The organism is Metabacillus schmidteae (genome assembly GCF_903166545.1).
GTDB lineage: Bacteria > Bacillota > Bacilli > Bacillales > Bacillaceae > Metabacillus > Metabacillus schmidteae.
The window spans coordinates 1-15,006 of record NZ_CAESCH010000002.1 but is presented as its reverse complement, the minus strand read 5'-3'; the positions used below and the strand labels follow the sequence as shown (position 1 = coordinate 15,006).

The window sequence follows — 15,006 nt, the reverse complement described above, 5'->3', positions numbered from 1 at the left end:
TATAATCTTTTAATTGTAGAGAAGGTAGTTCTTACTCTACCATCTTTTCATATCCCTGACCGATAAGCTAATGGTGTGCGTCCTACTAGCTGTTTAAATTTCGCATTAAAATACGTTTGATGAGAATATCCAGTTAATCGTGAAATTTCTTCAAGTGGTAAATCCGTTTCCTGCAGGAGACGTTTAGCTTCTCGGATTCGTACTTGATGCAGTGTATCTCGAAAGGATTGTCCAGATTCTACAGAAAAGCGGCGGCTTAGAGTGCTTTTATTAATGCGGAGCACATCAGCACATGCAGCTAAATTCCACTGGGCATCCCAGTAGTTTGATTCGATCATCGCCTTAACCTTTTCCACCAGCGTCCCGGAGCCTTCCTGTAAATTATCTTGACCTGGTACTAGCAATTGGGAAATAAACGTAAGTAACTCTGATACGATCTCGTAGATCACAGGCTTTTGGATAATTTGCTGAAAGACATTGTGGTAGGCATTTTCCCATTCTGCTTCTTGTGTCTTGTAAGCTTTCATATAGCGGCGAATTTGAGCGAGAACACTAGTAAGTCGAATTCGAACCATGTCCGGACTTGGATATGGTTTTTTAAAGGTGAAAAATTCATGCTCTACCCACTCGCGAATTGCTTTGGTATCCTTTTTCTCAAGCATTTCTATCCAGTGGCGTTGCTCAATTGGTGTTAGGAAGGGATCCATATCCCGCCAACCTGAACGTTCATTTTCGGCCAAAATAATGTCATATCCCTCAAAAAACACTTGTTCAGTTAACTGCTTTGTTTGTTGATAAATATCTTTTAAAGGGCCTTCTTCCGAATAAGTATTAATGACAAGTGCAAGCGGCTCCTCCATCTGTTCTTTCCAATGCGCAACAAACGCTCGATACTCCTCCTTTAAATGGGTCGTTTCCTGTGTTTCATGTATACCTAATATGAATTCAGATAATGCAAAAAATCGATACTTTCCCGTAAAAGGATAGCCTTGCAATATCTCATAGACAAGGGGAAGCGTATGCGGATGTGGAGTAACAAAAGCCGACATGATCACGGGTTGAGAATGTATTTGTTCGGTCAAGAAAAAATCAGGGTAATCTATATCCACTATTTCTCTGTATTCCTTAGTGCTATTGGGAGCTTGTTGCTGCTCATTCCTAATCTGAAAGCGTAACTGCTGAATTTGTTTAATTAGGTCTGTAGGAGAAAACGGCCTAAACAAAATCTCCTCAGCATGTAAACGAAGTCCACGATAGGCAACTTGAAAAACTCTTTCCGATGAGATTCCAAGCCAACGGATTTTATTATTCTGTAAGGCAGCTTTTAGCATCTCATCGTCCCACTCCCACTTATCCATATCCAATATGATTAAGTCAGGCTTATTATGATTTAGTGCACTCGCTAGTCCTCTTATATCATCCCATGTCGTTAATTGAACACCTGTTAAATGTGATTGAATGATCCAGCGAATCCCCTGTGCTTCAAGTGCATCTTTTGCCACCATATGAATCTTCATTTCTGCAACTCCTGTTAAGAAATTTATAATAACTCTTACCTTTGATGAACATTTTAACAACTTAATATTACAACATTTTCAAGTACTGAAATAGGGTATCTCTTATGAACGTGTTCCGTTTGAGACGCAATAAAGAAAAAACCCTATCAAAATACGTATAATTCCCCTTATAAAATTAAGCAAAAAAATGCAAAAAGGTATTGGATATTAATCACAATACCTTTTTGTTTAGTACCTTAAAATACTCTAAAACAAGTTCAGAACCTAGTTCTTCCTCAATACTCTATTCGCAATAGTAAGCAGCCTCTTCGTACGATATAATTAATTCTTTTAGTTAAAAGGGGAGTTGAATTGGTTTTTTGAAGCAGTAAGACCGTTCTTTTAAAACTTCAGTTGATTTTACAGATTTTTTTTAAAACAGCTGATCAGATAATCGTTGTAGGGAGTTTACAAGATATGAAATATGATTTTCTCCTGTGAAGCTTACACTTTGAAGAATATGTTGAAAGGCCTGGGATTGGGTGATGTTGTCATCAAGAGGTGTGTCTATGTATAGCTGTTCATCCTCCTTCCATGTAAAATACTGAATGGAAAGGTTTCGCTGATCTAGCTGAAAGATTAATCTGAGTATGCTTTTTTGGTCAATGGCTTCATACCGTATATCGACAGTTGCATGAATTGGTACTCGAAAATGATGGTAGTTATTTATACCTAGTTGTTGATCACCTATCCTTAGGATGACTAAATCTTGTGTTGAGCTTTCTTTTACTTGTAGTGGATAATTTGCATTTTGCTTTAAATAGATTGACTTCAGCTTATACTTGTTCATTTTTTACCCTCTTTTCTCTTGTTTTTATCTGTAAGTCCACTGTAATTATATTCCATCTTAGATTATTGATAAATTTTAGTAACTACGATATTTTGTAAAAAATGACGAAATTCGCGGAAAAACTGCTGTTTGTCTCCATCTTTCTTCATATTTTTCCAATTTGCTTAAAATAGGTCTAAATATCCATTTTTGTCCACAATATGAACATTTTGTATAATGTTATAGATTTGCACATTACACCTTGCTTTTCTATTTTACGATAACAGTAGGCTTGGAGAAGGGAATTGTTTGTTCAATGAGAGAGTTAGATGTATTCCAAATGAATCTGAAATTTTATCGAGAGCTAAATGGGTGGTCACAGGAGCAATTAGCGGAAAAAATCAATGTTTCCAGGCCTGTTATCACTAGACTTGAAACCGGTGAGCAGACTCCAGATCTGTCCTATTTATTATCATTAAGTAATGCTTTTCACGTAAGCATCGATCACTTGATTGGACGTGATCAACAAACAAATGACTATTTATTTGAGGTTTACGGAAAGTATGAAGCTGACGGCTCTGTCTCTCAAGTTGCTGATTATTTAATCAAAAATCCCAAAATGGTACAAGGCTTACATCAGCTTTTAGATGTAAAAACAAAGCACCGTAAGTTTATTGAAGATACAATTATTCGCGTCATTGAAAATTCATCAAAGATTTCCGAGTAATTCCATGTTTTTAGGTTGTAAGAGACCTTGTGGTATACTATAAATAGTCCAAAATAAGCTAGCGGGGATGATATTGATGAAAACGTTCAAGCTTGTCTGCTTAAAAATTGATGAACAATCAGCTGAAGCCAAAAACATTCCTTTACTTGACGGTCTTGTCATTAACAAGGAAGATGGCGAAAATTCGTGGTTACTAGAATCATTGATCTCAAAAGACTTCTTGCCTTACTTCGAGGAACAAAAAGAAGCTAATCGTACATTAAAAATGTTTGTAACCATTTCGAAATTGAGCAATGCACCTGCACGAATCTCTGCGAGTGTGAATACGATCACTGTGTTAGACGAATCCATCTCCATTCTTTTTGATGGTCGATTACTAACATCAAGATCACAATATCGTCCTGATGAACTGTTGGAGTCATTATTAGATCAAGGATTGTCCGGCAATGCCTTAAAGGAAGCTTTTAAGGAATCCATTCAACAACGTGAACATTCTACAAAGTTGTAAGGCTGCACGATTGTGGAGCCTTTTTTAGTGTATTTTCATAATAAAAAGACTAACCCTTTGAGTTAGTCTCTACTTTTGTTAAATTATTTGTTTTCGTTTTTGTTTTCGCCTTCATTCGTGCCTTCATTGTTACCATCTTCAAGCATATTTTCGCCTTCTTCAGTACCCTCTTCTAACATGTTTTGGCCTTCTTCAGCGCCTTCCTCAAGCATGTTTTCGCCCTCATTAACGCCTTCTTCTACTGCATCTTGACCTTCATTAAGACCTTCTTCCACATTCTCTTCTACTGTATCATTTTCATTTGTATCTTCTGGAGGTGCCGGATCTTGATCATCGTTTGCTGCACATCCTGTTACAAGCATTGCTGCAAGAAGAGAACCTGATAATGTTAATAACCAATTTTTTCTCATCATTTATTACCCCTTTCAACTTGACCTTTTATTTATTTTAAAACCCGGTCTTTCTTTATGTTTCCCGACTCAAAATAATTTCATTCTTAATTTTAAAGTGTTTCGGCCGATATGCATTATATAGACAAGATCATTAATGATGAAACCTTTTTAAGGGAAAACGAGACGAATGTCCTAGGGGGTTATTTGTGTTTATTTAAGTTAATGAAGGTGTTTTAATAGGAAATATGTGTTGTGGAGAATATTTTTGGGGGATGAAAGACTTTTCTTCTGGTTTCCCGCTTTGGTTTGTCTTTCATATCGGGGATGAAAGACTTTTCTTCTCATTTCTCACTTTGTTTTGTTCTTCATATTGGGGATGAAGGACTTTTCTTCTGATTTTCCATTTTGTTTTGTTCTTCATATCGGGGATGAAAGACTTTTCTTCTCATTTCTTGCTTTGTTTTGTCCTTCATATCGGGGATGAAGGACTTTTCTTCTGATTTCTCGCTTTGGTTTGTCCTTCATATCGGGGATGAAAGACTTTTCTTCTGAGTTCTCACTTTGTTTTGTTCTTCATATCGGGGATGAAAGACTTTTCTTCTGAGTTCTTGCTTTGTTTTGTCCTTCATATCGGGGGTGAAAGACTCCCGATTAGTTTTGTCTTTCATTTCATATCGCACTTGTTTGCCTTTCACAGGATACTAATTTCCTTAACTTATTATCCCCCCAAAAACCAAAAAAACCCTCCATGATACATGAAGGGCAATCTTAAAAATTTCTTATTCAGCTTCTTTTTTCTCACCTAACGCAAACATGATTTCTGTTTCACATGCTACTTCTCCATCAACTGTTGCGATCGCTTTTCCTTTTCCAAGGGAGCCTCTTAGGCGGATGATTTCTACTTCCAGGCGTAATTGGTCACCTGGTTTTACTTGTCTTTTGAAGCGGCAGTTATCGATTCCGGCAAAGAATGCTAATCTTCCGCGGTTTTCTTCTTTTTTCAGAATGGCAACTGCTCCAACTTGTGCTAGTGCTTCAACGATTAATACCCCTGGCATAACCGGGTAGTCAGGGAAATGACCATTAAAAAATTCTTCGTTGGCTGAGACATTTTTAATGCCAATCGCTTTGACTCCTTCTTGTACTTCTAAAATGCGGTCAACGAGTAAAAATGGGTATCGGTGTGGGATAATATCTTTGATTTCGTTAATATCTAACATATGTATGAATCTCCTTTATGCTTTTTTCTCGCTTCTTTATTATGTACGACAAAAGGAAGGCTTTCACCTTCCTTTAGCAAAGTATATATGGAACATTATTCTTTTTCAACTAAGTCGATGATATGTTGCCATGTTGATTTATCAAGTGCCTCCTCTGGATTTCCATTGCCGATGACTCCATAGCCGATCATAAGTCCAACGATTAAGCTGATGACCATAGCTAAGAGAACAAGTACGACACGTAACCAAATGGGAATGAGGCGAATGCGTAATTTTACTTTTTCGGTTTGTTGGTCTTGTTTTTCTTCTTGATTTTTCTTTGCGTTTATCTTTTTAACTTCTTCTCGACTGACCGCTTTTGTCGTTTCTTTTGCTACCAATAGACTAAACTCCTATCTTACGCCGTTAATTAATCCCAGCATTTGGTCGCCAAGTGTAATGGACTTTGCGTTCATTTGGTATGAGCGCTGTGAGATCATTAAATCGGTCATTTCCTTTGTTAAATCAACATTGGACATTTCAAGTGCACCCTGCTGCATTGTGACAGCCCCGCGGTCTGCACCTTCTAAGTAGGTTAATACGTCTTCGATTTGCATGTCACCCAGATCTTTTAATCCGTAAAGATTATTCCCTAACTGACTCAGCATTTGCGGACGATCTACTTGAATAACACCTAGTTGGAACTCTTGTGGTTGTTCTGTTTCATTTCTCGGTATGGCTCTAATTGTTCCATCTTTTGAAATCATAAGCTCTTTAAATGTATCATTGAACCGAATTGGGTTTTGATTTTCATCCAGGACCAGGTTACCCGATGCTGTTGAGAGTAAGAGCTGGTTACTTCCGTCCGTTGCTGGCGATAAATATAGAGCACCATCTCGAGTATAATTAATTTGCCCATTTACATCAATTTGTAAAAACTGATCTGGTGAAGTAAAAGCAATATCAAGTGATCTGCCAGTTTGCTTGATGCTGCCTTGTGTAAACACAACGCTTTTATTTAGTCTTGCGCCTGTTCCTTGTCGAATCCCAAGTTCTGTTCCAAAACGTTCTTCTTCTCTTTCTTCTAATGCATTGCCTTGATTAGTAAATTGCTGACGAACTAATTCGGAGAATGTTGTTTCCGTTCTTTTATAGCTTTGAGTATCAACATTTGCCAGGTTGTGGCCAATTTGATCAAGCTGTTTTTGGATCTGGCCCATTGTATTAGTCGCTGTAATCATTGAGCGTAACATTTATTATTTCCCCCTATTATGATAAGCGGCCAATTTCATTTGCGGCCTTTTCCATGCTTTTATCATATGCTTGCAGCACCTTTTGATTTGCTTCAAATGAACGGTAGGCTGTCATGATATCCGTATATGTTCTTCCTACATCTACAGTGGAAGTTTCCAGATAGTTTTGTTTTAAATTGTATTGGATGTCACCATTGTTGATTGCTGTTGGAAGGGCTTGGCCGTCTGAAGTACGGAATATTCCATTTCCTTCTTTGACTAGATTACGTACATCTTCAGCAAAACGGACATCAATTTGTGCGATAGGTTCTGGTTCTCCATCTACCAAAACATCGCCGGCAGTTGTAACGCTGAATTCACTGGCTTGGATAGAGATTGGTTGTCCTGCTGTTGAAAGCACAGGATTTCCATCTGAAAGTAAAAGACCATTTTCGTCTAATGTAAAATGTCCGTTGCGTGTGTAGCGTTCCTCACCAGCTCCGTTTTGAACAGCAAAGAATAATGAACCTTTTACATTTGTTTCCGGATGTAGAGGAACAGTTTCTTCAACTAAGGCAACATCAGTTACCAGGCCTGTTTCCTTTAGCTCACCTTGGATATCTCTACTTTTAATTTCCTGTAAATAAACTCCAGAATTAATCGAACCAATTGTTTGCATGCCTGCTACATTCATTCCATTACCAGTTGGAACAGTTTTATTTTCCATACGCTGCAAGAGCATTTCCGGAAAAGCCCGGATTGTCGATTGATCCGCTTTATACCCCGCTGTATTTGCATTTGCCATATTATTTGATAGCATTTCTGTTCGGCGCTGCTGTGCCAACATCCCTGCAGTTGCTGTATATAAACCTCTTAGCATGAGTAAACCCACCTTAACCGTGTTTTTGTCCGAACAACTGAATTCTTTTTCGACAGAATTCCCTATTATTGATTATAAAGGAGAACGATTGTTTTCTCCATTGTTAGTTTTTAGGAAAAAATATTTTTATTTCTTTTTTCCTAGCTTGTCTTTATAATAAAGAAAAATCTGATAAGGGCAAACTTGTCGAAAGGCAGGGACGCAAAGCTATGGGCCTATACAATATTTTACATTGCACGGTCGCCAAGCTGCCAGGCTCCTTTTTGAGCCATGGGCTTTATAGGGAGAAGAATAAGATGAAAAGAATAATCTTGATGTTTATTTTAACTATGTTTGTGTTGGGGGTTGCCGGTGTGAATAAAGCAAATGCCAGCGCGAACACGGAATACTCTACATGGCTTTGGGATACGAATCAAATTGTGACGAATCGTGAAGCTATATTAGAATTTCTTGAAAATAAACAAGTATCTCATGTGTATTTACAAATTAACCGATTGATTAATGTTGACCAATATAAACAATTTATTAAAGAAGCTTCAGCACGTCAAATAAAGGTTTATGCGCTTGACGGTGCTCCTGAATGGGGACCATCATCTAAGGCTTTTACTAACTTTTTGAACTGGGTTTCCGCCTATCAAACAAGTGCAGCTGAGGGTGAAAAATTTTCCGGCATTCATCTTGATGTTGAGCCATATCTTACTTCACAATGGACTACAAATTACAGTGGAGCTGTGCTGAAATATCAAAATGTCATTTTAACTGCAGCGAATACTGCGAAGACACTTGGAATACCATTCGCCGCTGATATTCCTTTTTGGTTTGACGAGATGAATGTGAAAAATAAATACGGAAAAGGAAATCTCGCTGAATGGGTGATTAAGAATACGAGTGAGATTACAATCATGGCATACCGTGATAAGGCTGTTGGTCCCAATGGGATTATTGAGCTAGCGAAATACGAAATAAATCTTGCAGCGTCACTTAATAAAGATGTCACGATTGCTGTTGAAACGATGAACCTGGGCAGCAGTGACGGATTCCTGACGTTTTATGAGGAAGGGCAAAGTGCGATGGACCAAGAGCTTGCGCTTGTTTCAGATGCTTATAAGGATTATTCAAGCTTTAAAGGTGTTGCGGTGCATCACGTGGGGAGCTGGATGGAGTTACGGTAAGGAGAATGGATGGAGAATCGGCTTTTTGTGGCCGATTCTTTTTTATGCTTTTATTCCTATTTGAGTACAAACTTATTGGCGGGACGAGGGACCTGTCCCATTGGACCTTCCTTTGGACCTTATTTGCGATTCTTCATTTATATTTGCGATTTCAAAAATTTATTTGCGATTAGACAAATTTATTTACTATTTTTCGAATTTATTTGCGATTAGACAAATTCCGCCATGATTCTACACACACTGCCGGGACAAGGAACCTGTCCCCATGACCCACACCATGACCCACACAAAAAAAGAACCTGCACAAGTCAGGTTCTTAAAAGTATCATCCGAATTTTTTGCGTGGAAGTTTGTCCATGTTGTCCAGCATGATTCCTGTGCCGATTGCTACGCAGTCCATTGGTGCTTCAGCTACTAGTACTGGTACTTTTAGTTCTTCAGCTAAAAGTTGGTCTAAGCCGTTAAGTAGTGCTCCACCACCTGTTAAAATAACACCGCGGTCGATGATGTCTGCTGAAAGTTCTGGAGGAGTACGTTCCAGGACACTCTTAGCAGCTTGTACAATGGCGGAAATTGGTTCACGAAGTGCTGCTTCCACTTCTGTTGAGTTCACGGTAATTGTACGAGGTAATCCTGTTACCATGTCACGACCACGAATACTGATTTCTTCATAACGTGCGCCTGGGAATACAGTTGCTACATTGACTTTAATATCTTCTGCAGTACGCTCACCGATTAATAGCTTGTACTCTTTTTTAATGTAATTTAAAATTTCCGCGTCAAACTTGTCCCCAGCCATTTTAATGGAAGAGGCGGTGACAATATCGCCCATTGACAACACAGCGACATCAGTAGTTCCACCGCCAATATCAACAACCATGTTTCCATAAGGTTGGAAGATGTCCATACCGGCACCAATTGCTGCTACCTTTGGTTCTTCCTCAAGAAATACATTTTTACCGCCGCTTTTTTCAGCAGCTTCTTTAATTGCCTTTTGTTCAACAGATGTAATATTCGTTGGGCAGCAAATGAGCATGCGCGGCTTTGAAAGTAACCCTTTTACATTCAGCTTATTAATAAAGTGCTTTAGCATTGCCTCTGTTACTTCAAAGTCTGCAATAACACCGTCTTTTAATGGGCGAATAGCAACAATATTCCCAGGAGTACGTCCTACCATACGTCTAGCTTCTTCACCAACGGCAAGTACCTTACCAGTATTTTTGTCCAGGGCAACAACGGAAGGCTCGTTTAACACAATTCCCTTCCCTTTCACATGAATAAGTACGTTAGCCGTACCAAGATCTATACCAATATCCCTCGCAAACATTCTATCTATATCCTCCTTGCAAATCTTCATATCCGAAATACTGACCTAATTACCTATTTTATCACAATTTCGCAAAAATAGTATGATTTTGTAAAAAAATTTCAGGTGAGTATGTAGGGAATTGTCGATTTACTTAAAGTAGATAGAATTCATTTACTTCACTGGTTCTTCTTCTAAAATTTCGTCCTTCTTGTACTTCAACTTTGTTGCTTCTCCACCACGTAAATGTCTGATTGATTTATGATAATCAAGTATTTCCTTTACCTCATTCGCAAGATCAGGGTTAATTTCAGGTAACCTTTCCGTTAAATCCTTGTGGACGGTACTTTTGGAAACACCAAACTCCTTCGCAATGACGCGAACAGTTTTCTTTGTCTCCACGATATACTTCCCAATCTTGATTGTGCGTTCTTTGATGTAATCGTGCACACCACTCGACCTCCCTAATATGGATGTGAGAAGTGTGAAATGAGACTCGCATACCAAGACACTTTGGCTGAATTTCTCTTAGATGATCGTATGTTGCCTCTTTTACAGCGATTAAAAATTACACTCACGATCCCTCACCTCAAACACTCTCTTTGATAGGTTTGTAACATTTTATTAGCTTGGATTAAGATATATGCTAATAAAGTCAGAAGGGACAAGGCTTTCTTTAAATTTTTTTCATTTTTATGAGATTTGAATAGAGAAATTGTGGTTTTTCACCTATTTTAAACAGTTTATTTCCCGAGAAATTTGTCGATGGGTGGAGTGAAGATGGAGACATACCTTTTTATTATATTTTTGGTGAGGGACATTATGACTTACTTTTAACATTTTTTGTATAAAAAAAGAGTAGTCAGAAAACCACTCTTCACGTGATTATGATTATTTCTGGCTAAAGGCAATTTTTAGTCCTATCAGTGTAAACAGAGAACCTTGGATCATGTTAATCTTTTTCGATAATGATGGATCTTTACGTAGGAAATTGCCGACTTTTCCAGCAAACATACTTATTAATGTAAAAATCACTAAGGCTTGGATGAGAAATAGAATTCCAAAACCGAGCATTTGAAGGGACACATTCCCATTCTCATACTGAATAAATTGCGGGAAGAAAGCCAGGAAAAATAATGAAACTTTTGGATTTAAGAGATTCATTATGACTCCCTTTTTATATAAAGATTTGTAGTCTAAAGAGTTCTCATTTGTAAAAGTAAAGCCTGAACTTTTGTCTCTAAAGGATTTATAAGCCAGGAATAACAAATAGGCTGCTCCTGCATATTTAACTAGTGTAAAAGCTAAAGCTGATTGATAAATCACGGCAGAAATCCCAATGGTCGCAGCAGCAATATGAACTAATAATCCTGTACATAGCCCAAGTGTAGTGAAAATTCCAGCTTTCTTACCTTTTGCTATACTCTGTGCCAAGGTGAACAAGTTATCTGGTCCTGGCATAAGAGTCAGAACGATTGCGGCACCTAAAAATGAAATGATTGATAGAAAGTCCACAGTTACACCTCCACTTTTTAATGTGAATTTTACCATAACATCATAAAGAAAAGCTCAAAATCAAAAGTTTTGAGCTTTTTTGCATGTTTTATTGTGTTCTTTGGTAATCAATATCATATTCTTTCGCTAACTTTTCCATTTCTTCATGATATTCATTCAGGGCGGTTAGGTACTCTTCTCCTTTTGCATTAGATTGCTCAATTAATTCCTGGTCGGTTTTTTCTAATGCTTCTTTTTCGAGTAAAAGAGCGTCATAATATATGCTTAATGCTTCTTCCATTTGGCCTTTGATTGGCTCCAGTTCTTCAACAGTAACTTCCAGTGACTCTGCTGTTTCAATGGCTTTTTCGTATTCAGGGATAACCTCGCTTGTTAAGACACTCAGTAATTCTTGGTCATTTTTGAAATTCTCCCCCGATACGGTTGCCAAGGCTTCATTCGCTTTTGTTTCATAGCCTGCAATTTCGTTCATATCTTCATTAATAAAAGCAACGATTTCTTTTTGCTTTTCTTCATAGGATAGCTCATTTTCTTTGGAGGTGCTTGCTTCTGTATCAGATGGCTTTTCTGAAGAAGTGTCATTACTACAGGCGACGAGCATTAGCATCATCGCGATGATGAAACTTAATTTTTTCAAGTGAACCTATCCTTTCTATTCGTTAAGATTCGATGATTGTAGGGTCATTTTTAATGAATGCATCACGACGCTTTAAATACCTTTTTTGCATGACTCTGATAAGACTCATCATGATGAGACCAACAATGATACCTGAAAGAGCATACCAGCCTGCTACAAATAGCAGTCCGATGTACACAAAAAAGGCAACGAAAAATACTGAGTATATAACTAGTAACATGATGTTTACTAGTTGAAGCTGAGTAATTCTCATCTTTTCTTCTTTAGATGTTGTTTCTTGATTCTTTAAGTGTAAAAACAATTGAAATTCTGATCGTACCGTTTTATATGGGGCAATAAACCAATTAATGATCGCCTTCATGATTTATTCCTTGTGTTAAAGAAAGTAGTTTTTCCTTCATGATTGTTTCACCTTCAGATTCAAACCCTTTGAAAATGACTTGTTTAATTTGCTCATGATTAAAAAACACATTTGTTTCATCTGAAATATGACCTTGTGGGTAAGGGCATGCTACGTATTCCCACACCTTTTCCTCTTGATCAGCCTTCTGCTGCATTCTTCCGTATATCATAACTGCTTGTACAATTCCCTCTACCAAGACAACTGTACCAATCGGCAGTAAGTCTGTTCCTTTGTCAATGACGATTGAATTAATTTCATTTCTCATATTCACGCGGGCTCCTTTCAAATCAAGAAGGTTTATTCTGCTTTTTCAAAACTAATTCCCAGTTTAATTCCGAGTATAAATCTAAGGTCAAGCGTTGTTTCTTTTCCGATGCTGGCTTCTCCTCCAATACCACCTGCCGAACCACCAACTGTACCTTTAAAGTTGTAATCAGTAAAAGGAATAGGCAGGATTCCTGAGACCTCTCCTTCCGCTAGTGACGCCTTGGCCGCAAATCCGACTGATGCATTGTCAACTCCAGCGTAGGCATTTGCCTTTAGGAGCTCACCCTTAGCTTGTATACCTGTACGACCAACATAGTCTATCTCATCATCAAGCTGTGTTTTGACTTCTGCTGCATAGACTGTCCCTCCAGCTTTCACTAAAGGAAAAATACTTTGTCCCCCTACGCTTGCTTGCGCTTCTGCTGCTCCAATTTGCAGGTCAAAGCTGGAATCCATTACTCCTGTATCGTGCTTTACACCAGAGTGAATACCAGTTAATTTACTGCTTCCACCGAGTTGTCCGTCTCCATCACCATATCCTGACCAATCATTTTCTACTTTTCCTGCACCAGCTTCAAAAGTAAAATCTCCTCTTTGAACCGAATCTCCTGTTAGATAAGGAGATGTCTTCTCCACTTCTTTCTCAGAGGTGCTACTTGTTGTCGGAGAGAAGTTCAGACCCAACCATTGATAAGGTGTTGTGTAAGATTGGAATGCATAGATCGATTGTGTAGAACGATTGGCTACCGGTGATCCGTTTGTTACGAGATGCATAGGTGTTGAGCGAATGCTGCCCATTAATAGAGCGTGTGTCGGATTCATAAGTGCCTGTAATGGGTGAAAGTATTCGAGACTTCTAGGGTTTACTGCTACAGTTGTATTCATGTCTTCCAAATACGCTGTTAGTATACTTAAATCCGCATTTAATTCCTCTAATGAAGATGTGCTTTCTCCATCAAAATCTTCTAAATTGGTGATGGTGTCGTTTATTGATTTCTTCGCTTGTTCAACCTGCTGATTGACTTCTTCATCATCAAGTAGATCGATCGAAACAATATCTGTTACATTTGAAATGTATTGATTCGCATCTGCTGTTACATCATTTGTATAGTTTTGAACAGCTGTAAGCTTATTCGTTAATTCACCTTGTAAAAATTCCTGGTTGATATATCCTGTATGATCATGTTCAAAACCATCCAGTTGGTTTTTACAACTTGTTAGCTTTGTTTTGTATGTAGTAAGCATTTGTTTAAGCTTGAATAAAAAGGGCTGATGACAGGATTGGTAGTAGCTTTTAATCGCTGCTGCCCCTTTCCCTGTAAATGAACCATCCAAATTAATCAACTCAATAATTGATTTTTCAATGGCTTCCAGCTCTTCCATTTTTTTATTTACTGCCTGAATTGTTTCATCAAGAGAGGTATGTAAATCAGATACATCTAATACTTTCATTTCTTTACCTCCGCAACACCTTGTAGCAACATGGATGTTTTTAACGATTGGTCTGTTGCTTTCATCGCATCCACAGAAGATTGAACCATTGATTCATTTTGCGCTAACAACTCTTGGTAGCTGGTTATGATCTCTTCCAGCGATTTATTAATCTGTTCTATTTTTTTCGTAACATCCAGTTGATTATTTTTCACAATATCTTTTGGCAATGATGGCGCAAGCGTAGTTGAAGCATTTGTCATCTCCTTAAGTACACGGTCTATATCATGATATTGAAATTTGATTTCTCCCATTATGATCTCTACCTTACTTTTTATTTTTAGGCTTTTCATAACAAACGTTGGCTAATGATTTTTCATAAACGAATTGGCCATATAGGATTGCACTGACCTTACTCTTCCAACATCTCTAACTCAAGAGAATGAATGGTTTGCTTTAGAGAGGCAATTTCACTTTTCAAACTACTCATTTTATTGCTAAGGGTTGAAAAAACATTGGAGAGTTGAGTAGATTCTAGATCCTGGTAGGAACCAAGGATTCCTTCTGTTCGAATAACCTCAAATTTGTCGGCAAGTGATCCTTGCCAACTTGCAGATGTTAACTCAGGGGTTATAACCGATTGGTTATAATTCAAATACTCCTGTTTAATGCCCTGCAATTGACTTTGGCAGCTTTGCAGGCGCTGGAGCTGTTCTTGCTTCTTCTTTAAAAGTCCATAATAATAAAATAAAGACAACGTAATCTCCCTCTTTACTTTTCACTGACTTTCTATGTAATGCCGGTTATTAGAATGGGGCATTTAACCTTATCATCTTTAAACCACTTTTATATACCCTTTATTGAAACGACCCAAACCTAATTCTTTAAAATTTTCCAATCTTTTCAATCATAACATTAGTTAAAAAATGCAAGAATGGTGAGAAGGATTTATTTTTGGTGGGGATGGTGTAGGTTGTTATTCCTAGTGGTGGCGGGTCGGGGACTTGGTTGG

19 protein-coding genes and 1 riboswitch are annotated in these 15,006 nt (G+C 37.9%); of the genes, 3 read left to right on the top strand and 16 right to left on the bottom strand.

The window, feature by feature from the left end; all coding sequences use genetic code 11:
• Window positions 1–47 precede the first annotated feature (47 nt).
• On the bottom strand, window positions 48–1,517 hold the full coding sequence (locus HWV59_RS21060; RefSeq protein WP_175640145.1) for a response regulator transcription factor: 1,470 nt from the start codon (window positions 1,515–1,517) through the stop codon (window positions 48–50).
• Window positions 1,518–1,929: 412 nt separating this feature from the next.
• The gene (locus HWV59_RS21055) at window positions 1,930–2,346 is read right to left on the bottom strand and encodes a hypothetical protein (RefSeq protein WP_175640144.1); all 417 of its coding nucleotides are present in this window, start codon (window positions 2,344–2,346) and stop codon (window positions 1,930–1,932) included.
• A gap of 295 nt (window positions 2,347–2,641) precedes the next feature.
• Between HWV59_RS21055 and HWV59_RS21050 the strand changes: the two genes are divergently transcribed.
• Both HWV59_RS21050 and HWV59_RS21045 read left to right on the top strand, forming a co-directional pair.
• Complete coding sequence (locus HWV59_RS21050) at window positions 2,642–3,052, top strand: helix-turn-helix domain-containing protein (RefSeq protein WP_102230356.1); 411 nt, start codon at window positions 2,642–2,644, stop codon at window positions 3,050–3,052.
• A gap of 76 nt (window positions 3,053–3,128) precedes the next feature.
• On the top strand, window positions 3,129–3,560 hold the full coding sequence (locus HWV59_RS21045) for a YwpF-like family protein (RefSeq protein ID WP_235991855.1): 432 nt from the start codon (window positions 3,129–3,131) through the stop codon (window positions 3,558–3,560).
• Window positions 3,561–3,643: 83 nt separating this feature from the next.
• On the opposite strand, the gene HWV59_RS21040 is transcribed toward HWV59_RS21045, so the two are convergent.
• The 5 genes from HWV59_RS21040 to HWV59_RS21020 form a co-directional block, all read right to left on the bottom strand.
• Window positions 3,644–3,970, bottom strand: a complete 327-nt coding sequence (locus HWV59_RS21040; RefSeq protein WP_175640142.1) for a hypothetical protein — start codon at window positions 3,968–3,970, stop codon at window positions 3,644–3,646.
• A gap of 761 nt (window positions 3,971–4,731) precedes the next feature.
• Entirely contained in the window at window positions 4,732–5,172 is a 441-nt protein-coding gene (gene fabZ, locus HWV59_RS21035) for a 3-hydroxyacyl-ACP dehydratase FabZ (protein WP_175640141.1), read from the bottom strand.
• Between the two features lie 95 nt (window positions 5,173–5,267).
• Window positions 5,268–5,552, bottom strand: coding sequence for a DNA-directed RNA polymerase subunit beta (locus HWV59_RS21030; RefSeq protein WP_235991854.1), 285 nt, complete (start codon window positions 5,550–5,552; stop codon window positions 5,268–5,270).
• 12 nt (window positions 5,553–5,564) lie between these two features.
• Window positions 5,565–6,404, bottom strand: coding sequence for a flagellar hook-basal body protein (locus HWV59_RS21025; RefSeq protein WP_175640140.1), 840 nt, complete (start codon window positions 6,402–6,404; stop codon window positions 5,565–5,567).
• A 16-nt stretch (window positions 6,405–6,420) separates the two neighbouring features.
• A complete protein-coding gene (locus HWV59_RS21020) occupies window positions 6,421–7,263 on the bottom strand; it encodes a flagellar hook-basal body protein (protein WP_175640139.1) in 843 nt (280 codons plus the stop codon).
• Between the two features lie 166 nt (window positions 7,264–7,429).
• Window positions 7,430–7,519, top strand: a riboswitch (cyclic di-GMP riboswitch).
• A gap of 40 nt (window positions 7,520–7,559) precedes the next feature.
• On the opposite strand from HWV59_RS21020, the gene HWV59_RS21015 reads away from it, so the two are divergent.
• Window positions 7,560–8,435 (top strand): amidase, encoded by an 876-nt coding sequence (locus tag HWV59_RS21015; RefSeq protein ID WP_175640138.1) that lies wholly within the window; start codon window positions 7,560–7,562, stop codon window positions 8,433–8,435.
• Window positions 8,436–8,760: 325 nt separating this feature from the next.
• Here HWV59_RS21015 and mreB read toward each other — a convergent pair whose 3' ends face one another.
• The 9 genes from mreB to HWV59_RS20970 form a co-directional block, all read right to left on the bottom strand.
• Window positions 8,761–9,762 (bottom strand): rod shape-determining protein, encoded by a 1,002-nt coding sequence (mreB, locus tag HWV59_RS21010; RefSeq protein ID WP_175640137.1) that lies wholly within the window; start codon window positions 9,760–9,762, stop codon window positions 8,761–8,763.
• A 153-nt stretch (window positions 9,763–9,915) separates the two neighbouring features.
• A complete protein-coding gene (gene spoIIID, locus HWV59_RS21005) occupies window positions 9,916–10,191 on the bottom strand; it encodes a sporulation transcriptional regulator SpoIIID (RefSeq protein ID WP_026563140.1) in 276 nt (91 codons plus the stop codon).
• Between the two features lie 441 nt (window positions 10,192–10,632).
• Window positions 10,633–11,256: a LysE family translocator gene (locus tag HWV59_RS21000; RefSeq protein ID WP_175640136.1), complete on the bottom strand. Its 624-nt coding sequence runs from the start codon at window positions 11,254–11,256 to the stop codon at window positions 10,633–10,635.
• Between the two features lie 88 nt (window positions 11,257–11,344).
• Window positions 11,345–11,893, bottom strand: coding sequence for a hypothetical protein (locus HWV59_RS20995; RefSeq protein WP_175640135.1), 549 nt, complete (start codon window positions 11,891–11,893; stop codon window positions 11,345–11,347).
• 22 nt (window positions 11,894–11,915) lie between these two features.
• Window positions 11,916–12,254, bottom strand: coding sequence for a hypothetical protein (locus HWV59_RS20990; RefSeq protein ID WP_175640134.1), 339 nt, complete (start codon window positions 12,252–12,254; stop codon window positions 11,916–11,918).
• Complete coding sequence (locus HWV59_RS20985; RefSeq protein WP_175640133.1) at window positions 12,238–12,561, bottom strand: DUF4176 domain-containing protein; 324 nt, start codon at window positions 12,559–12,561, stop codon at window positions 12,238–12,240. Before HWV59_RS20985 ends, HWV59_RS20990 begins: the two co-directional genes overlap by 17 nt.
• Before the next feature lie 32 nt (window positions 12,562–12,593).
• Entirely contained in the window at window positions 12,594–14,015 is a 1,422-nt protein-coding gene (locus HWV59_RS20980) for an LXG domain-containing protein (RefSeq protein WP_175640132.1), read from the bottom strand.
• Window positions 14,012–14,308, bottom strand: a complete 297-nt coding sequence (locus HWV59_RS20975; protein WP_175640131.1) for a YwqI/YxiC family protein — start codon at window positions 14,306–14,308, stop codon at window positions 14,012–14,014. The genes HWV59_RS20980 and HWV59_RS20975 overlap by 4 nt, the downstream gene beginning before the upstream one ends.
• A gap of 98 nt (window positions 14,309–14,406) precedes the next feature.
• Entirely contained in the window at window positions 14,407–14,751 is a 345-nt protein-coding gene (locus tag HWV59_RS20970) for a YwqH-like family protein (RefSeq protein ID WP_102230369.1), read from the bottom strand.
• Window positions 14,752–15,006 lie beyond the last annotated feature (255 nt).